The sequence below is a fragment of the Halococcoides cellulosivorans genome, from assembly GCF_003058365.1.
Classification (GTDB): Archaea; Halobacteriota; Halobacteria; order Halobacteriales; family Haloarculaceae; genus Halococcoides; species Halococcoides cellulosivorans.
Window position 1 is genome coordinate 1 of sequence record NZ_CP028858.1, and the last position, 18,198, is coordinate 18,198.

An 18,198-nucleotide genomic window follows, 5' to 3' on the forward strand; every position below is an offset into this window, starting at 1 on the left:
GGCCAGTCCGGATCGAACGATTGGATTCGGATGGCAGTTGGAATTAGCCCACAGGTGGAATTAGCCCACAGATCGGCCAGAGACGAGACACCATGACGTCTGCGAGACGAGATTCCGCGACGAATGACTGGGCGGGATGTCGAGAGAAACAAATTGTTAAATTGAGAGGTGATTCTCGAATCGCGACGACTGCAGTGTCTCGGATTCACATCGACGAGAGGAGGTGACACTGGAGCACTCGCCACGACAGAGTGGTGAGTGTGACACATGGTCACGGTAGAAATCCCCAACCCCCGCATTTCGGGTCGAACTCGACCCGCCGTGACCACCCCCACCCCTTTGTTTCGAGTGGAACGGCGAAAACCCCGTGTCCACGCGATCGGCCGAACGTCTAGTGTGACCCGCCGATTTAGCCGATTTCGCGGGGAATAAACGGATGAGGATAAAGATATAGGCAATTCAGCTATCGAAGTCAATGATCGGTCAGCCGCGGTCGATCATCCTGGAACCTCTCACGAAACCAGCGCTAGAATCCTGGTCTTCTAGAGTCTAGATCCGATCGACTAGCGTGCTCTAGATAACAGTCCGCTGTCCGGGAGTAGCTCTGCAACTACTCCCCATTACGGGTTTGGTCTGAGTTGTGTCTGTATAAACCCATCGCTCTAAAAAACCACCTTCGCTTCGAGTGGATGCGCGACCACGCCGAATACACGTTCCACTCGAAATGAAGGGGTGGGGGTGTTGGCGGGTTCGTCGACAGTCGGGGTCCCCGCCGGTGAGTCTCGATCGAGCCGACGCTAGCGATGGACGGCCGATTCGACTTGTATCCATCTCCTCGCGACTATTCCACTGTGCGAGGGTCTCTCAGACATCGCCTACCGAACAGAAATCATCATCCGGACCTGACGGTGACGATCGTTCCAGTTGAAACAGGGGGGTTCGGGGTTGTGAGGCCCTCTCCAATTATATTTTTCGATCGTTTCTATGGAATTATCTCGTCTCCCTGTGGCGGGCGGACCTCGTCGAGACACACACTGCGTCGTCACCCCTGTGGGAGCGGTCGGAGCATCTATCCCGACCCGAACAGGGAGCGACGAAATAGCGTGATATGGTGGAGTAGTAGCCTCGAACCGATCGATCTCTCCGGTGGGTCGGCGTCGGTCGACCGAATCTGTCGCCGTGTGGGTGACAATTCGTCGTGTCGGTGACGAACGTCGGATTCATCTCCACGATATAATGTTGACACTACATTTCGGTTTGACCGGTGGTGGGGTGGCAGTCGCTGACCGCAACTATTAAGTGATTCACACGCCCCGTTTCGGGTGCTTCAACTGGAATCGGTCACGACCACTTTCCGCCCATATCCGCCTCTCTGAGGCTCAATACGGCAGGAAATTAGTTGTGGTGGCCCGATTCCACTCGAAAATGAGGGGTAATCTATGGACAGGGACGACCACACTTCAATCGACGAAACGGACCAGAGCGCGAGCGACGAGCCGTCCGATCCGGTCCGGCCCGGAGGGATGACAGTCATCGAAAGCGTTGGCGACGCCGAGGACGAGTCCGACGGGTTGTTCGACGATCTGATCAGCGGCGAGCCGATCTTCGACACGAAAGACGTCCTGCAACCATCCTACACGCCGAAGACGTTGCCCCATCGCGAAGAACAGATCAACACCATGGCGACCATCCTGGTGACGGCGCTCCGGGGGGATACGCCGTCGAACATATTGATCTACGGGAAGACGGGCACGGGCAAGACCGCGAGCGCGAAGTTCGTCAGCGACGAACTGGAGACGACCTCCCAGAAGTACGAGGTGCCGTGTGAGGTCGAGTACATCAACTGCGAGGTGACCGACACGCAGTACCGCGTTCTCGCCCAGCTCGCGAACAAGTTCATCCGGAAAAACCAGGCCGTCGTTGCCGACCGGATCGACCGACTCGACGCTCATCGCGACGCCGTCGCTGCTGGAGAGGATGTTCCCGAGGACGTCCCACAGACGATGTCGGAGTTCGAGGCCAAGATCGACCGTCTCGAAGCCGATCAGGAGCGCTTCGAGGAAGTGCCGATGACCGGGTGGCCGACCGATCGGGTGTACGACGCCTTCTTCGAGGCCGTCGACTACACCGAACGCGTCGTCATCATCATGCTCGACGAGATCGACAAACTCGTCGAGAAGTCGGGCGACGACACGCTGTACAATCTCTCGCGGATGAACTCCGAACTCGAACGCTCCCGGGTGTCGATCATGGGCATCTCGAACGATCTAAAGTTCACCGACTTCCTCGACCCCCGCGTGAAATCCAGTCTCGGTGAAGAAGAGATCGTCTTTCCACCGTACGACGCCACCCAACTCCGGGACATCCTCGAAGCGCGCGCCCGCGAAGCGTTCGTCGAGAGCGCGCTGAGCGACGACGTGATCCCGTTGTGTGCGGCGTTCGCTGCCCAGGAACACGGCGACGCCCGGCGGGCGCTCGACCTCCTCCGGACGGCGGGCGAACTCGCAGAACGAGACAAGACCGATCGCGTCACCGAAGACCACGTCCGTCAGGCCCAGGAGAAGATCGAACTCGATCGCGTCATCGAGGTGGTCCGAACGCTCCCCACACAGTCGAAGATCGTGCTCTTTGCGATCACCCTCCTCGATCGGAACAACGTCAACAACATCAACACCGGCGAGGTCTACAACATCTACAAGCGGTTGTGCGAGGAGATCGACGCCGACATTCTCACACAGCGACGCGTCACCGATCTCATCAGCGAACTCGATATGCTCGGTATCGTCAACGCCGTCGTCGTCTCGAAGGGTCGGTACGGTCGCACCAAGGAGATCAACCTCTCGGTCCCGCGTGAAGAGACCGAGGCCGTCCTGCAGTCCGACTCTCGACTGGGCGACATCGAAGACGCCCAACCGTTCGTGCAGGCGCGATTCGATCAGTAGACCGTGCACTGCGGCACTGAGCGAACGACCACGAGTCTCCGCGCCGGTCCACACACGGCTCCCCGCCAGTCTACGCTACGCTCCAACGAACTCGCGTCCGAGGGCGTTCGCGCGAAGTCGAATCTTTCCGAGGTGTGGAATTTTCCCCATCGCACGGCCGACGACCCATTCGGGCTTGACGACCGTACTGAGGCTGCTCGGTGATTTCTGATCGTAATACCCGTTGCTGTCGCCCCCCGTGATGAATCCGTCGTGCGGTGCCGGACAGGTCGAGAGGTCTTCACACCCGTCGGCGCCTCCAATCCAGGATCCGTTGGCCCGGTCGTACCAGTTCTCACCCTCCTCGACATACATCATCGCTCGGTGGATGATCGGTGTCTTCTCGGCGTTGCCGTTGGGCTGGTAGACGATCACGTCTCCCGATCGCTGGAACGACCGGTAGTCGCCCTCCTGGCCGGTCTCGTGGGTGACGACGCCGGTCCCGGCGACGGCGTTCTCACCGGGGAAGCGACTCTCTTCCATGACGAAAGCGAGATCACCTTTCTGAATGTGTGGGCTCATGCTCCCGCTCTCGATGGCCACCAACGGTGGCCAGATGCCGCTGATCGCGAGCAAAAAGGCCACGACGAACACGACGATCCCGACTGCACTGAAGAGATCGTAAACCAAGAGTGCCGTTTCCTTCAACAGACTATGATCGTCGGAGTCGCCCTCTGTCATCGACAAAGTAGTTGGGGGCGGGTGGATTTAATAGATTCGCCCCGGCGCTCGATCGGGTTCGAATCCAAAATACCACAGAGCACAGTGGAACCGCCCGGATTCGAACCGGAGGAAACCTCGCGCTGCTCGGTTTCCAGGGCTCGAATCCGACAACCGCACAACACAGTGGGGCCGCCCGGATTCGAACCGTAATCGACCGTGCTCGCGATGCTGCGCGCTCGATAGGGTTCGAATCCGACAACCGCACAACACAGTGGGGCCGCCCGGATTCGAACCGGGGTTACGGCCACCCAAAGGCCGAAGGATACCAGGCTACCCCACGGCCCCACAGGACTCGCTTCGAGAGGGCTTGGTGAAACTCTTTCGGGACGACCGGACCGATCGGCCCACTTTTCCTGATGGGTCTCCCAGTTCGGCACACGATGACGCTCGCACTCGAATCCGACGCGCCCGGGGTCGCCACCCGTGGCGTGTGGCTCACCTGTATCGACTGTGGGGAACAGTTCGCCCCGTTCGAAGCCGTGCGGTACACCTGTGACGACTGTGGGAGCCTGCTCGAAGTCCGCTACGACGAGTATCCGACGTTCGATGCCTTCGAGGGATCGGGCGTCTGGCGCTATTCCGCGGCGCTGCCTTTCGAGGAAGGCGTCACGCTCCCCGAGGGGTCGACGCCGCTGCACGCAGTCCCGCGTCTCGAAGCGGAGATCGGGGTGAACAACCTCCGAGTGAAACACGAGGGCATGAATCCGACGGGCAGTTTCAAGGATCGCGGCATGACCGTCGGCGTGCGGGTCGCCCAGGAGATCGGCGTCGACCGCCTGGCGTGTGCCTCGACGGGCAACACCTCGGCGGCGCTGTCGGCGTACGGCGCGCGCGCAGACATGGAGACGCTCGTGCTCCTCCCCGCGGGGAAGGTCGCGGCGGGGAAAGTCGCCCAGGCGAGTCTCCACGGCGCGCGCATCCTCGAAGTCGACGGCAACTTCGATCGCTGTCTCGACATCGTCCAGGACCTGACCGATCGCGGCGAGGCGTACCTGCTCAACTCGCTCAATCCGTTCCGTCTGGAGGGCCAGAAGACGATCGGCCTGGAGATGTTCGAGCAGTTCGAACGCGAAGAGGGGACGCTGCCCGATCGGATCGTCCTCCCGGTCGGCAACGCGGGCAACACCGCGGCGCTGTACAAGTGCGTCCGGGAGTTGCGCCGGAGCGGCGCGATCGCAGAGCACGAGGTCCCGAAACTCACGGGCGTCCAGGCCGAAGGCTCCGCGCCAATGGTCGAGGCCATCGAGAACGGCTGGGACCACATCGAGCGCTGGGACGACGTCGAGACGATCGCGACCGCGATCCGCATCGGCAATCCCGTCAACGCCCCGAAGGCGTTGCCGGGGATTCGCGAGACCGGCGGGACGGCGGTCGCGGTCTCGGACGAACAGATCACGACCGCCCAGCGCGATCTCGCGGAGGAGGGCATCGGCGTCGAACCCGCTTCGGCGGCGTCGATCGCGGGCCTGCGAAAACTCCGCCGCGAGGGCGTCGTGAGCGACGACGAGGACGTGGCCTGCCTGACGACCGGCCACCTGCTCAAAGACCCGGATGCGGCCGCCGCGGCGGGCAGCGACCCCGAACCGGTCCCCGCCGACACCGAGGCCGTGCTGGATCATCTCGGGGCCTGATCAGGGCCTGCCAGAAAATCACGGCTGATAGTGCCCCGTCACGTTGATTTTCTCTCCGGGCCTATCTCGACGTCCGATGTATCGCGAGGATTTCTCGGTCCGAACGCGGACGGGCGACCGGGGCCGACCCGTCGTCGCGATCGAGTACGACGGCCCCCGCGAGCGACTGCTCGCCCGCGTCGAGGGCGTGACCGCCACGCCGATCGGGCCGGACGACCTCGAAGTTGCGATCCGGCCCGCGCCCGCGACGAAAGGCGCTGCCGTCCTCGCGATCACAGGCACCACGACCGGGGCCTACCTGCTCGAAACGCCGGTCGATCTCGACGCGATCGTGGCCGTGACGACGTCCGCGCGCGAGCGCGGAGTCGAGACCGTCGCGGTCGTCGTCAGGCCGATCGAGGGAGATCCGATCGAGTTCGACACCCGGACGATCCTGTTGTACGACGAATCGGGCCAGATTCGACGCGATCGGAGCCTCGTCCCCGGTGGCGTCCAGCCCTGAACCCGTCCGGCGAGCGCTCGCCCCGGCGGTGGTCGCCGCGGGCGGGGATTTTATGCGCGCGGCCGGCGACCCAGGCGGTATGCGACTGCACGAGTACCAGGCCAAAGACCAGTTCGCGGACGCCGGCATTCCCGTCCCGGACGGTCGACTGGCCGAGACACCGGCGGCGGCGCGCGAGGCCGCCGAATCGATCGGCGGGCGCGTCGCCGTCAAAGCACAGGTCCACGTCGGGGGGCGCGGGAAAGCGGGCGGGATCGAGGTCGTCGACGACCCTGCGGCCGCCGAAGACGCCGCCGAGACCATCCTCGGCATGGATCTCAAGGGCCACCACGTCGAGAGCGTCCTCGTCGAGGCCGCCGTCGACTTCACGAACGAACTGTACGTCGGCGTGACGATGGATCGCTCCCGGAAGCGCCCGGTGATCATGGTCTCGACGCGCGGCGGTGTCGACATCGAGGCTGTCGCCGCCGAGGAGCCCGACGCGATCGCGCGCGAACACGTCGACCCGCATCTCGGCGTCTACCCCTACCAGGCCCGCCGCGTCGTCGAGCGCGCGGGCGTCGACCCCGCGGTCGCGGGCGAGGTCGCGAGCGTCGTCGCCACGCTGTACGATCTGTGGGCCGACAGCGACGCCAGCGAGGTCGAGATCAACCCGCTGATGGTCACCGAGTCGGGTGTCGTCGCCGCCGACGCGGTGTTCAACGTCGAGGACGACGCCCTGTTCCGCCAGGACGCGCTGGCCGCCCTCGACACCGAGGAGAGCGACGATTCGCTGGAATCGCAGGCGGACGCGGCGGGACTTGACTACGTCCGCCTGGAGGGGTCGGTCGGCATCATCGGCAACGGCGCGGGCCTGGTGATGGCGACACTGGATCTGGTCGATCACTTCGGGGGCGCGCCCGCGAACTTCCTCGACATCGGTGGTGGGGCCGACGCCGAGCGCGTCCGGGCCGCTCTGGAACTGCTCTTTGCCGACGACAACGTCGAAGCGGTCGTGTTCAACGTCTTCGGCGGGATCACCCGCGGTGACGAAGTCGCCCAGGGGATCGTCGACGCGCTGGACGCGCTGGGCGAGGTGCCCAAACCCGTCGTCGTCCGACTCGCGGGCACGAACGCGAGCGAGGGGATGGCGATTCTGGGTGATCGCGTCGAGACCCAGTCCACGCTCGAAGACGCCGTGCGTCGTGGGGTCGAGTTCGCGGAGGGGTCGGCATGAGTGTCCTCGTCGATGCGGACACGCGCGTGCTCGTCCAGGGCCTGACCGGCGACGAGGGCCGGTTCCACGCCAGACTCATGGACGAATACGGGACTCGCGTCGTCGGTGGCGTCGTCCCCGGCCGCGGCGGCGAATCGGTCGAGGGCCTGCCCGTCTACGGCACGGTCGACCGCGCGGTCGCAGAGACCGGTGCCGACGCCTCGGTCGTGTTCGTCCCGCCAGCCTTTGCCGAGGACGCGCTGATGGAGGCGCTCGATTCCGATCTCGACCTCGTCGTCGCGATCACCGAGGGGATCCCCGTCCAGGACATGAGTCGGGTGTACGCCCGCGCGCGACGCGTCGACACCACGCTCGTCGGGCCGAACTGCCCCGGCGTGATCACGCCGGGCGAAGCGAAACTCGGCATCCTCCCGGGAGACATCTTCGCGGCCGGATCGGTCGGCCTGGTCTCCCGATCCGGAACGCTGACCTACCAGATCGTCGATTCGCTCACCGAGCGCGGTCTGGGCCAGTCGACGGCGATCGGCATCGGTGGCGATCCGATCGTCGGCACCTCGTTCGTCGACGCGCTCGACGCGTTCGAACGCGATCCCGACACGGAGATCGCCGTCCTGACCGGTGAGATCGGTGGCGAAGACGAACAGCGCGCCGCCGAGTTCGTCGCCAGCGAGATGGACACGCCCGTCGTCGCCTTCATCGCGGGGCGGACCGCGCCCGAGGGAACCCGGATGGGCCACGCGGGCGCGATCGTCTCGGGTGACGGTGCGGGCACCGCGAGCGCGAAGATCGCGGCGTTCGAGGACCGGGGCGTCCCGGTCGGGGAGACCCCTGGTGAGGTCGCCCGCCTCGTCGACGAGCAGCTCTGATCGGCCCACGACGCTCTCCCGCCGGTCGTGTGAGACTGCGTCAAACGTGATACCGAATAAATAGCTATTTGGTGATCCACGGTGATGGTGAGCCGTGAGCGATCGAATCGACGGGGTGCCTATCGGGCACCTCGACATCGACGGGGGGATCGTCCAGTCGGCGGACGATCGGGCGACTGCGTTGTTGGGGACGGAGCCGACAGGGACGGCGTTCGCGGCGACGATTCACGAGACTGACCGTGGGGCGATCGACGCCCTGCTCGACGCCGAGTTGGCGCGCGCGGTCGCCGTGGACTGTCGACCTGCCGCCGACGACGGTGTCGAGTGGATGCGGTGCTGGCTCGCGCCCGCGGCGGCGGGCGTCGAGGCCGTGATCGTCGACCGGACTCGCGACCACCGGGCCGACGTGCTGGCCGAGTACGACAGCGCGATGGCCCACGACCTCCGCAACCCGCTGAACGTCATCGACGGGCGACTCGAACTGCTCGACGCGTCGGGTGAACACCGCGACGCGATCGAACGGTCGACGACCGGGATTGCCGACCGCATCACGGCGTTGCGCGAACTCGCGGCGGCGGCCCGGCCGGTCGTCGGGCCCGACCTCCTCGCCGTCTCGGACCTGATCGCTGAGGCGGCGGCGCGCGGGCCGATTACCGTCGATATACCCGACACCGACCGTCACGTCGTCGGAGATGCCGATCGGCTGACAGCAGCGCTACTCGAACTGTTCGAGAACGCGGCCACCCACGGCGACGCCGACTGCGTCGTCGTCACGGTCGAGGGGTCGACGCTGCGCGTCGAAGACGACGGATCGGGCGCGTTCGACCCGGATCGCGTGCTCGACGCGGGCTACACGACCGACCCCGACCGGCCGGGCTATGGGCTGACGGCGGTCGACTGGACGGCGCGCGCCCACGGCTGGTCGGTCGACGTCGCGGAGAATGCGGGGTTGGCGGTCGACATCTCGATCGGTGCGCCACTGCTCGCGTGAGTGACGCGTCGGTGACGCGGCCGACCTACATGTAGCCCAGATCGCGCAGGCGCTCCATCAGGTCCTCTTTGTCCTGGGCGCGGCCCGCGCGCTCGGTCGTGTTCGCCATGTCCTGCAGCCAGGCGGGTTCGTCGGCCGATTTGTCGGTCGAGACCTGGCTGCCGAGCGAACGGAATCCCGCGAAGTACTTCGGTGAGACCGGAACGTCCTCCATGTCGAGGCCCTCGGGCAGGTCCTCGGTGCTCTCGGGGACGTAGCCCTCGTCGGGATAGGCCTCGACCGTGTCCGGCACCGCGAAGTTCCAGTAGGCGTCCCAGACGGCGGCCTCCTCGAACTGCAGAATCGGCTGGACGCGGTCGTGGGGCGGGTAGATGTCGGGATCGTGCCGCGGCGAGAAGAAGGTCTCGTCCGCGCGAGCCTCCTGTTCGTCCCACCGCACGCCACTGATTACGCCGTCGATGTCGTGTGCTTCGAGGGCGTCGTTGAGCGCGACGGTCTTCAGCAGGTGGTTGCCCACGTAGGTATCCAGCAGGAACGGGAACGTGTCCTCCTCGTATTCGAGGATCTCTCGAATGTGGTGTTGGTTGTGCTCGGAGAGTGCGTCGACGGGGATGTCGTCGCCGGGTTCGAGGCCCTCGCGGTCGACGTAGTCGCCCACGTCCGTGTTGCGCGCCCAGATGACCTCCAGGTCCCACTCGTCGGCCCAGTGCTCGACGAACTCGATCAGTTCGTCGAAGTGCTGGTAGTGGTCGATAAAGACGACCGGGGGCACCTCCAGGTCGAACTGCTCTGCGACCTGCTTGACGACATAGAGCGTGAGCGTCGAGTCTTTCCCGCCGGTCCACATCACCGCGGGCGTGTCGTACTGTTCGAGACCCTCGCGGGTGACCTCGATGGCCTTTTCGAGTTTCTGGTCGACACTCGGGTAGTCGGCGGGGTCCTCACCCGATCCGTCGTCGTAGTCCACCGCAACGTACTCGGGGAAGTTCTCTGTCGCTGGCATGGTAATGAGATATAATTACCCCTCGGTCCGAAAGCGTTTCGGTGCCGGCCAGTCCCATCCGGGGCGGAGCGTGGGCCGGTCGGTGTCGACGAGCGATTAGATGAACTCGTTGTTCCGCCAGTTCACCCCGTCTTCGTCGTCGTGGTCGGGCGGGTCCTCGTCGACGCTGATCGAGGCGGGTTTGCGCTCGCTGTCCTCGACGCGGATGGCCTGGAGGTCGCCGTCGCTCGCGATGATCGCGGTCAACTGGCCTTTCTCGGCTTCCAGTGCGATGTCGACGAGCACCTCGAACATCGGGAACTGCAGCGCGGAGTTCTGGAGGACGGTCTCCCGATCCCCCTTGAAGCAGGCGTACTCGACGAGTTCGGACTCGATCTCCTCTTCTTCGTCTTCGAGGGCCCCCCACTGTGGGCCGCCCCCCATGCGATTCGGTGGGTGCTCGTCGGGGTCTTCCTCGTACACCCGATTTTCGGTGACGCTGGCTTTCAGTTGTGCCGTCGGGGTGTACTTGCTGATGCTGTCGGTCGCCGGTTCCGCGCTCAAAATGAGCGTGTTGTTCCGGCGTGTGATGTCCACGGCAGCGATGTCCTCGGGGAGGTCCGGATCGTCGAAGTGATCGTACACGTCCTCGAGGGGCAGTTCGAGCGTCGAGTGGAGTCTGTATACACGGCGTGACATGGTTCGGAGATGGCCGGCGGACCGGCGGGCGTACGGCAAAGTAGGGCCCCCACTCATTTAGGGCCTACTTTTCGTGCACCTGTGTCACGAACGATGTCCTGACGACGACGGTGGCCGCCGCTCGGACGGGATGAGCGTCGCTGCTCCCCGATCACCCGGTCGCGTTCTCGGTCAGACAGGACCCTTCGGGGATCGGTCGCTCGTGGGCGATCCGGTGCCACTCGTCGCGGTCGAGGGCCCCCGACCCGTCGGAGTAGTTCGTCGTCTCGTAGAGGCCGTTGTAGTTCATCACGCTGGGATACTCGTCGATCGCGAAGGTGTGATCGTCGACGCCGGGTTCGTCCTCGTCGATGCCGAACATGTGCCCGAGTTCGTGGGCGATCAGCGACGCGGTCTCGTTGGGGTCGTCGTAGGCTTCGACCGCGCCCACGCCGGACCGGGCCACCCCCGAGAAGTACGGATCGCCCCGGGCCTGCACCTCGTCGGTCACCACCAGGTAGTAGTACCGATCGTCGTCGTGATCCATGAACTGCCGGCGGTAGTCGTGAACGTCGTTCAACTCGCCCGGTCGCGAATCGCCAGAGATCGGGCCCTCGACCGGCAGGGCCGCGTCGCTGCGCCGGAGGTGCAGATCGATCCCGCGGTAGCCGACGGGGTCTCGGATCTCCGCCGACGCGTACGTCGACTCGACGGCCCGGAGCGCCTCCTCGCTGACGGTGACGCCCTCGACCGAATCGACCTCGACGTAGATGTCGTGTTCGAGGAGGTCCGCCTCGGGATAGGTCTCCGAACAGACCAACTCTTCGACGTCTCCGAGGCCGTCACCGTCGATGTCGCTCGTCGAGGCCTGCCACTCGACCGACTGGACGGTCGGATCCCTCCCGGGGTCGCTCGGTGCTCGAATCCGCTCGGTCGGATCGAACACGTGAATCGACCCCGGGCCGACGTCGGCCTCCATCCCCACCCGCCGATCGGGTGTCGTCTGCTGGCCCGTCGGCAGGGGAACGTACTCCACGGCGATCGGCGCGAGCGCGACCGTGATCACGACGGCGACGATCACCAGCACGCGTCGCCGGCGCGTCCGTCTCGGTGGCCCGGATCGATCCCCAGTGGGGGATGTTCCCATCGAGCAGTCTCTACCGAGGCCGACACCATAATTTTACTCACTTCGATCGCGAATCGCCCGACGGGAACGCGATCAGTCGTCCGCCGCGGCGACCGTCTCGGTCGCGTCCCCTTCGATACTCGGGGGGTATTTCCCGCGGTCGAGGACGAGATCCGAGGCGGGGCGGGCCATACAGGTAAGCGCGTACTCCCCGCGCTCCTCGTCGGTGAGCCCACGGGCGGCCGGCTGTTCGACCTCGCCCTCGACGATCTTGGCGGTACAGGCCAGGCACATCCCCACCCGACAGGAGTACTCCTGGGCGATGCCCTCGTCGATACAGCGCTGGAGGATGGTGTCTGTGTCCTCGACTTCGATCGTCTCACCGCTGGCGAACTCGACGGTGTAAGTGGCCATAGCACGCGTTCGAGCGGTCTCCCCAAAGGTCTTTCCGAGTGCGAACCCCGGTGTCAGTCCGTCCGTCGCCCCGTTCGGAACTCCTAACAGCGACGCCCTCACACGAACGATAATGAGTGACCGATCGACGGCACGTGAGGTCGTCGTCGTGGGGGCCGGCACCGCCGGCTGTTACGCCGCGGCGACACTCGCCCGCGAGGGCGTCGACGTGGTCGTCCTCGATCGCAAGTCCGCCGAGGAGGCGGGCCACATCGCCTGTGGCGACGCGATCAAGGGCGCGGCCGAACTGCCCGACGCGATCCCGAAATCCGACCTCGAAGGAGCGATCACCAACCAGACCGTCGACCACGGGCGCTTCGAGATCCCGACCGAGGACACCGTCCTCGACATCCCCGTCCCGGGCGAACTCGGCGTGCTCGACCGGTTCGCGTACGGCCGACGACTGATCGAGGCCGCCGAGAACGCCGGCGTGGCGTTCCACTACGACACCGTCGTCCAGGACGTCGTCCAGGACGGATCGCGCGTCACGGGCGTCCGGGCGATCAGTTCGGGCGAGCCAGTCACCTACGAGGCCGAGGTCGTCGTCGACGCCGCGGGCGCACTGTCGATCCTCCAGCAGGAGGCCGACCTCACCGAGACGAGTTTCGACACGTCGGTCCGATACTCGCAGTTCTGCTCGGCGTATCGCGAGATCATCACCGTCGACGAACCGGTCGAGTGGTCCGACGCGCTGGTCTTCAAGCCGACCGAGCGCGCGGCGGGCTATCTGTGGTATTTCCCCCGCACCCCGACCGAGATCAACGCCGGCGTCGGCTTCCAGATGACCGAAGAACCGATGCAACTCGTCGACGCGCTGAAACGCGATCTGCGATCCCGACCGGAGTTCGAGGGGGCGACCGTCGAGGACAAACTCGGCGCGGCGCTGCCCACCCGGCGACCCTACGACTCGGCGGTCGCGCCGGGCTTCGTCGCCGTCGGTGACGCCGCCGGTCACGTCAACCCGACCACGGGCGGCGGCATCGCGGGCGCCGCCTACGGCGGGGCGTACGCCGCCGAGTCGGTCCTGGAGGCCCTCGACACGGGCCGAGTCGACGAGTCGACGCTCTGGGAATACAATCGGCAGGTGATGGATCACTTCGGCGCGCGCTACGCCGCCCTCGACGTGTACAACATCTTCACGACCGGTGCGGACGTCGACGATCTGATGGCGCTGCTGGCGCGCCTGCCGGTCGAACCGGTCTCGGAGGCACTCTACTCGGGGTCGGCGGACCTGGGCTGGGGGCTGAAAGCCAAGATGGCTCTCAAGAGCGTCGGCCACTGGCGGACGGTGCTCGACGCCTACCGGACGAAAGGCTGTGCGGAAGACCTCCTCGACCACTACGAGACGTATCCCGAAACTCCGGACGGCCTCGCGGCCTGGCAGACCGAGCGCGATCGGATCCTCGACCGCGTCTATCAGGTCACCGGCGCGGACCCGAAATACTAGTCCGCCGGCGACCACTCGTCGTCGACGGTGCCACAGGTCGTCCCCGCCGTGGGCCCGCCGACCACGCGGTCGGTGAAGTTCTCGAAGATCCGGGTCGCCCGCTGGGCGCGCTCGTAGTTCGATCGCGTGATCGAGTCGAGCGCGGCCTGGCGCTTTGCGGCTGGCAACTCGTCTTTCTGTCGGGTGACGAGCGCGGCGGTCCGTGGGTCGTACTCGGGGTGGAACTGCACCGTCCGGGCCGACCCGCACGCGAACCCGTGGTTGCCGTAGTCGTTTTCGGCGATCGGGTGTGCGCCAGGGGGGAGTTCGGTCACGCGATCGCTGTGGGTCGTAAAGACCAGGAACTCGCTGTCGAGGCCCGCGAGCAGGTCCGACTCCTCGATACGCTCGACCGTCCGGTAGCCGATCTCGTACTCGCCGATCGGTTCGACCCGACCGCCGAGAGCGTCCGCGACGATCTGGTGGCCGAAACAGACGCCGAGCGTCGGGAGGCCGCTCGCGACGGCGTCGGCGATCCAGTCGGCCAGCGGGTCGATCCAGGGCTCGTCCCAGTACACCGAGGCGCGCGATCCCGTGACGACACAGCCGTCGATCCCGTCGGTCGCAGGCAACTCCTGATCGGTGACCTGGTACTCCAGGATCTCACCGGGCAGTTCACGTCGGAAGTTCCGACTCGTGTGCGTGCCGGTGTCGGCAGCGTTGAGCACGGCGATGCGCGGCGCGGTCATGACTAATTTTCAGGCGGTCGAGGGCCTTAAGTCTGGCAGTCCACCTCAGAAATCGCCCGAACGACGGTCGGACTCGCGATCGCTGTGTGCGGTCAGCCAGTCGACCGCGACGTCAGCCACCGCCCGCCCGCGGGCGACCGGAAACAGGTGGCCACCGGCGAATTCGCGGTACTCGCCACGCGGCAGATCCGCCGCGAGATCGCCGACGGCGTCGGCGGGGGCGACCCGATCGGCCACCGCACCGCCGAGCAGCGCCGGCGTCGTGATCTCGTAGGGATCGGCGAGTGTCGCCGCCTCCCAGGCCTCGCGATACTGGTCGGCGGCCCCTTCCTCGGCGTCGTCCGCGGCCCGCCACGCGACGATGCGGTCGAGCCAGTCTGCGGGTGGGTCGGTCCCGAGGTGCGCCCGCGTCGCCGCCGCGAGCGCCTCGGGGTCGTCCGGCGGGGCCCAGAGGTCGTCGAGGTTCGGATCGAGTGCCGTCCCGAGCGCGATCACCGACTGGACGCGATCCTCTCGCCGGGCGGCCTCCAGGGCGACGACACCGCCGAGGCCAGCGCCGATCAGGTGGGCCTGCTCGGCCCCGCTCTCGCGCAGCACGGTCGCGAGGTCCTTTCGCAACGTCGCGATCGAGATCGGGCCCACGTCGCTCTCTCCGACGCCCGGCCCGTCCCAGACGACGGTCTGGTAGGGCCCGGTCAGTTTCCCCTGGACCGCACTCCAGAGCCACGCACCCAGCCCCGCATCACCGACGAACGCGACCGTCGGCCCCGCTCCCGCGGTGGCGAAGCGGATCGTGCGTCCGTCGCGTGTCGTCGTCGGCACAGTCGAATTAGGAGAGACAGTCTCAAGCGCGTTATGGTCGAATCGTGAGTCGTGGTGTCAAATTCCACTCGCGGTCCGTCGCCTGCCGACAGCCGTCGCTGGCAGGCGATCGAATCCTGTCGAGCGAGACGCTGGGTGGTCAGTCCGGTGACTGGGCAGCGATCTGCTCGTCGAGAATGTCGGGCACCGAATCCAGCGCGTCGTCCAGCGCGTCGGCGTCGGGGCCGCCGCCCTGTGCGAACGCGGGCGGGCCACCGCCACCGCCGCCGACGCGGTCGGCCAGCGCGCCGACGACGCTGCCCGCGTCGATCGCACTCCCCTCGGGCCGCGCGACGACGAACTGTGCGCCGTCGGCCCCGGAGCCCACCACCGCCACGTCGCCGTCGTCGACGATGGCGTTCGCCGTCGCGCGGAGTGCGTCCATGTCGGCGTCCATCCGCCGGACGACCGCGCGTTCGTCACCGACCTCGACGATATCGCCCTCCGATCCGCCGCTCGCTCGTGCGGTCGCGAGGTCTTCTTTCAGGCGGTCGATCTCCTTGCCGCGCTGTTTCCACTCCTCGAAGAACCGTTCGGCCGTCTCGGGAACGCTCTCGGGGGCGACGTCGAACGTGTCGGCGGCGTCCCGCAGCGCCCGATCTGCGTCCTGGTGCGCGTCGATCGCCGCCCGGCCGGCCGAGAACGTCACCCGGACGACGCCGTCCTGGACGCGCTCGGTCGACCGGATGACGATCGCGCCGACGTCGCCGGTGCGGGCGACGTGCGTGCCGCCACACGCCTGGACGTCCTCACAGACCTGGACGGTCCGGATCTCCTCGCCCGCGGGGATCCCGCCCTGGTAGAGGTCGAACCCGTGTTCGTCCTCGGCGGCGTGGCGGTCGACCCAGTTGATCTCGACGATCGCGTTCTCCCGGACGATCTCGTTGGCGCGGTGTTCGATCGCGCGCCGATCGTCGGCGTCGACGGCCTCGTAGTGCCGCAGGTCGATCCGCGAGGATTCGACGCCTTTCTGGGCGCCGGCCTGGCGGACGTGTTCGCCCAGCACGTCACGCGCGGCGTGGATGATCGCGTGGGTCGCGGTGTGATGGGCCATCAGCGCCTCGCGGCGGTCGCGTTCGACCTGCCCGCGGACGAACTCACCCGTCCCGGGGTCGGCGTCGCAGGTGTGCACGACGACGCCGTCCTGGATCTGGACGTCGGTGACCGAGACGGTCCGGTCGTCGGTCGCGAGCGTGCCGTGATCGGCGGGCTGGCCACCGCCCTCGGGGTAAAACCGGGTCTGATCGAGGACGACGTCGAACCGATCTTCGTCTGCGTCGTCCTCGTGTTCGAAGACTTCCAGGACGACCGCCTCGAACTCCAGGCGCTGCTGGTCCTCGTAGTACAGCCGATCGGTGTCGGGCAGTTCCCCGAGTCGGTCGGCGTACGGCAGGCCCGACTCCTGGCGGTCGGCGGTGGCCTGTTCGTGCCGATCCGCGACGCGCGCGTAGAAGTCCTCGGGCACGTCGACGGCGACATCCAGCTCGGCGGCGATCGCCTCGACGGTGTCGGGCTGGATGCCGTGGCTGTCGTACAACTCGATCAGTTCGCCGGCGGGGATCGGCTCGTCGCGGTCGGCGTACTCCTCGGCAATCTGGCGCACCCGTCGGCCGCCACGGTCGAGTGTCTCGCGATACTTCCCGACCTCGCTGGTCACCATCTCACGGATGGTCTCGCGATCGCTGTAGCCCAGGCGGCGGGCCTGCTGAGCCACGAGATCGTCCAGATCCGCCGCGAGGTCGATCTCGTCGGCCAGGCGGACGGTGCGCCGGAGCACCATCCGCGCGAGATAGCCCGTCCCGACGTTCGAGGGGACGATTCCGTCACCGAACATGTAGGCGAGCGTCCGGCAGTGGTCGGCGATGGCGTACGCCGCCTCCAGGGGTTCGAGCAGGTCACGCAGACGCTCGACGTCGACGCCGATCTCCGCGGCGATGTCCGCCCGCGCCGCTTCGATGTCTTCGGCCTCGTCGATGTCCATCTCGCCCGCGAGCGCCGCCGCCCGGTGGACGATCCGTTCCTCGTCGTCGCTCATCTCGATCGCCGCCGCGTCGCGAATCGTCGCGATGGCGTCGGGGTAGATCGCTTCGTAGACGGTCGGTGTGCCCTGGCTCATCCAGGTCCACCGTTCGAGCCCGTAGCCCGTGTCGACGACGTAGGTGTCCATCGGGCTGTAGGAGTTCCCGTCTTTCATCTCGACATCGCCGTCGGGGTCTTGCTCGAACTGCATGAAGACGAGCGTCGCCAGCTCCGCGCCCTGGTAGATCACCTCGAAGGCGGGCCCGGCGTTGCCCCCGCCGACCCAGGGGTCCTCGATGAGCGTGACCTCGTCCATGTCTGCGCCCAACTCCTCCAGCAACTCCACGCAGTACCGGACGGTGTCCTCTTTCCAGTAGACTTCGCCCGAATAGGCGTACTGCTCGCCGACCTCCTCGCGAGCGTTGAACGCGTGGTGGGCCATCATCTCGAAGGCCATCGTGTGCCGGCCCGTCACGCCGACGTTGTCGATGTCCTGCATCCGAATGCAGGGCTGGGAGATCGTCAGCGGGTTCGCCGGCGGCGGCGTCTCACCCGACGTGACCAGCGGCTGGAAGTCGTAGATCGACGCCTGGGTGAGCAGGACGTCGTCGCGCCAGCGATTCGCCGCGACGGGATACGGGTCGATGCGATCGTGATCGCGCTCTTCGAAAAAGGCGAGGAAGCGCTCGCGCATCTCGTTCAGTTCGAACGATTCGTCGAATCCGGGGTCGTCGATGAAGCTGTAGGCGTCACACGGCGGCTCCCCACAGGTCTCGCGGTCGTCGTCGAGCGTCCAGAAGTGGGCCCCACACTCCGTACACTCCCGCCGGACGAACCCCCGATCCTCGAAGTACGACAGTCGATACTCTTCTTCGAGGTCACTCATTGCCATGACGTGGCCGAGGATCGACCAAAACAGTTCCGAAGGGGGGATCGACGGTGCGCAGGCGTCCAACAGCGTCTCTCCGGCCCGCTGGGCCGATCTGGGCGGTCA

At 66.2% G+C, this 18,198-nt stretch carries 15 protein-coding genes and 1 tRNA gene; 7 read left to right on the plus strand and 9 right to left on the minus strand.

Annotated features, from left to right (window positions below; translation table 11 throughout):
• Positions 1 to 1,439: 1,439 nt before the first annotated feature.
• The gene (locus HARCEL1_RS00005; RefSeq protein WP_108380583.1) at positions 1,440 to 2,942 is read left to right on the plus strand and encodes a Cdc6/Cdc18 family protein; all 1,503 of its coding nucleotides are present in this window, start codon (positions 1,440 to 1,442) and stop codon (positions 2,940 to 2,942) included.
• A gap of 75 nt (positions 2,943 to 3,017) precedes the next feature.
• On the opposite strand, the gene HARCEL1_RS00010 is transcribed toward HARCEL1_RS00005, so the two are convergent.
• Entirely contained in the window at positions 3,018 to 3,611 is a 594-nt protein-coding gene (locus HARCEL1_RS00010) for a S26 family signal peptidase (RefSeq protein ID WP_233357360.1), read from the minus strand.
• A gap of 305 nt (positions 3,612 to 3,916) precedes the next feature.
• A tRNA-Pro gene (locus HARCEL1_RS00015) sits at positions 3,917 to 3,989 on the minus strand.
• Between the two features lie 95 nt (positions 3,990 to 4,084).
• On the opposite strand from HARCEL1_RS00015, the gene thrC reads away from it, so the two are divergent.
• From thrC to HARCEL1_RS13210, 5 genes are all read left to right on the plus strand, one after another.
• Positions 4,085 to 5,335 carry a threonine synthase gene (thrC, locus tag HARCEL1_RS00020; protein ID WP_108380585.1) on the plus strand — a complete coding sequence of 417 codons (1,251 nt, stop codon included), beginning with the start codon at positions 4,085 to 4,087 and terminating at the stop codon, positions 5,333 to 5,335.
• A gap of 76 nt (positions 5,336 to 5,411) precedes the next feature.
• Positions 5,412 to 5,837, plus strand: a complete 426-nt coding sequence (locus HARCEL1_RS00025) for a DUF5793 family protein (protein WP_108380586.1) — start codon at positions 5,412 to 5,414, stop codon at positions 5,835 to 5,837.
• A 79-nt stretch (positions 5,838 to 5,916) separates the two neighbouring features.
• Positions 5,917 to 7,053: an ADP-forming succinate--CoA ligase subunit beta gene (sucC, locus tag HARCEL1_RS00030; RefSeq protein ID WP_108380587.1), complete on the plus strand. Its 1,137-nt coding sequence runs from the start codon at positions 5,917 to 5,919 to the stop codon at positions 7,051 to 7,053.
• Entirely contained in the window at positions 7,050 to 7,919 is an 870-nt protein-coding gene (gene sucD / locus HARCEL1_RS00035; protein ID WP_108380588.1) for a succinate--CoA ligase subunit alpha, read from the plus strand. The genes sucC and sucD overlap by 4 nt, the downstream gene beginning before the upstream one ends.
• 94 nt (positions 7,920 to 8,013) lie before the next feature.
• On the plus strand, positions 8,014 to 8,910 hold the full coding sequence (locus tag HARCEL1_RS13210; RefSeq protein WP_159076930.1) for a sensor histidine kinase: 897 nt from the start codon (positions 8,014 to 8,016) through the stop codon (positions 8,908 to 8,910).
• Positions 8,911 to 8,935: 25 nt separating this feature from the next.
• Here HARCEL1_RS13210 and HARCEL1_RS00045 read toward each other — a convergent pair whose 3' ends face one another.
• The 4 genes from HARCEL1_RS00045 to HARCEL1_RS00060 all read right to left on the minus strand — a co-directional run bounded on the left by HARCEL1_RS00045 (position 8,936) and on the right by HARCEL1_RS00060 (position 12,110).
• Positions 8,936 to 9,913: a phosphoadenosine phosphosulfate reductase family protein gene (locus HARCEL1_RS00045; RefSeq protein WP_108380590.1), complete on the minus strand. Its 978-nt coding sequence runs from the start codon at positions 9,911 to 9,913 to the stop codon at positions 8,936 to 8,938.
• A 96-nt stretch (positions 9,914 to 10,009) separates the two neighbouring features.
• On the minus strand, positions 10,010 to 10,591 hold the full coding sequence (locus HARCEL1_RS00050; protein ID WP_108380591.1) for a DUF7110 family protein: 582 nt from the start codon (positions 10,589 to 10,591) through the stop codon (positions 10,010 to 10,012).
• Between the two features lie 151 nt (positions 10,592 to 10,742).
• Entirely contained in the window at positions 10,743 to 11,717 is a 975-nt protein-coding gene (locus HARCEL1_RS00055) for a zinc metalloprotease (protein ID WP_159076931.1), read from the minus strand.
• A gap of 72 nt (positions 11,718 to 11,789) precedes the next feature.
• Positions 11,790 to 12,110, minus strand: coding sequence for a 2Fe-2S iron-sulfur cluster-binding protein (locus HARCEL1_RS00060; protein ID WP_108380593.1), 321 nt, complete (start codon positions 12,108 to 12,110; stop codon positions 11,790 to 11,792).
• A gap of 112 nt (positions 12,111 to 12,222) precedes the next feature.
• Between HARCEL1_RS00060 and HARCEL1_RS00065 the strand changes: the two genes are divergently transcribed.
• The gene (locus HARCEL1_RS00065) at positions 12,223 to 13,596 is read left to right on the plus strand and encodes a geranylgeranyl reductase family protein (protein WP_108380594.1); all 1,374 of its coding nucleotides are present in this window, start codon (positions 12,223 to 12,225) and stop codon (positions 13,594 to 13,596) included.
• Here HARCEL1_RS00065 and HARCEL1_RS00070 read toward each other — a convergent pair.
• The 3 genes from HARCEL1_RS00070 to alaS form a co-directional block, all read right to left on the minus strand.
• Positions 13,593 to 14,324, minus strand: coding sequence for a type 1 glutamine amidotransferase (locus HARCEL1_RS00070; protein ID WP_108380595.1), 732 nt, complete (start codon positions 14,322 to 14,324; stop codon positions 13,593 to 13,595). The two genes, HARCEL1_RS00065 and HARCEL1_RS00070, sit on opposite strands and share 4 nt — an antisense overlap.
• 45 nt (positions 14,325 to 14,369) lie before the next feature.
• On the minus strand, positions 14,370 to 15,146 hold the full coding sequence (locus HARCEL1_RS00075) for an alpha/beta fold hydrolase (RefSeq protein ID WP_108380596.1): 777 nt from the start codon (positions 15,144 to 15,146) through the stop codon (positions 14,370 to 14,372).
• A gap of 139 nt (positions 15,147 to 15,285) precedes the next feature.
• Positions 15,286 to 18,090 carry an alanine--tRNA ligase gene (gene alaS / locus HARCEL1_RS00080; protein WP_108380597.1) on the minus strand — a complete coding sequence of 935 codons (2,805 nt, stop codon included), beginning with the start codon at positions 18,088 to 18,090 and terminating at the stop codon, positions 15,286 to 15,288.
• Positions 18,091 to 18,198: the final 108 nt, after the last annotated feature.

Excerpts from the sequence above, each read along its gene's own strand:
- HARCEL1_RS00050 (WP_108380591.1), bottom strand. The coding sequence starts at position 10,591 with ATGTCACGCCGTGTATACAGACTCCACTCGACGCTCGAACTGCCCCTC.
- HARCEL1_RS00070 (WP_108380595.1), bottom strand. The coding sequence starts at position 14,324 with ATGACCGCGCCGCGCATCGCCGTGCTCAACGCTGCCGACACCGGCACG.
- HARCEL1_RS00065 (WP_108380594.1), top strand. The coding sequence starts at position 12,223 with ATGAGTGACCGATCGACGGCACGTGAGGTCGTCGTCGTGGGGGCCGGC.
- alaS (WP_108380597.1), bottom strand. The coding sequence starts at position 18,090 with ATGAGTGACCTCGAAGAAGAGTATCGACTGTCGTACTTCGAGGATCGG.
- HARCEL1_RS00005 (WP_108380583.1), top strand. The coding sequence starts at position 1,440 with ATGGACAGGGACGACCACACTTCAATCGACGAAACGGACCAGAGCGCG.
- HARCEL1_RS00025 (WP_108380586.1), top strand. The coding sequence starts at position 5,412 with ATGTATCGCGAGGATTTCTCGGTCCGAACGCGGACGGGCGACCGGGGC.
- thrC (WP_108380585.1), top strand. The coding sequence starts at position 4,085 with ATGACGCTCGCACTCGAATCCGACGCGCCCGGGGTCGCCACCCGTGGC.
- sucD (WP_108380588.1), top strand. The coding sequence starts at position 7,050 with ATGAGTGTCCTCGTCGATGCGGACACGCGCGTGCTCGTCCAGGGCCTG.
- HARCEL1_RS00045 (WP_108380590.1), bottom strand. The coding sequence starts at position 9,913 with ATGCCAGCGACAGAGAACTTCCCCGAGTACGTTGCGGTGGACTACGAC.
- HARCEL1_RS00060 (WP_108380593.1), bottom strand. The coding sequence starts at position 12,110 with ATGGCCACTTACACCGTCGAGTTCGCCAGCGGTGAGACGATCGAAGTC.
- sucC (WP_108380587.1), top strand. The coding sequence starts at position 5,917 with ATGCGACTGCACGAGTACCAGGCCAAAGACCAGTTCGCGGACGCCGGC.
- HARCEL1_RS00055 (WP_159076931.1), bottom strand. The coding sequence starts at position 11,717 with ATGGGAACATCCCCCACTGGGGATCGATCCGGGCCACCGAGACGGACG.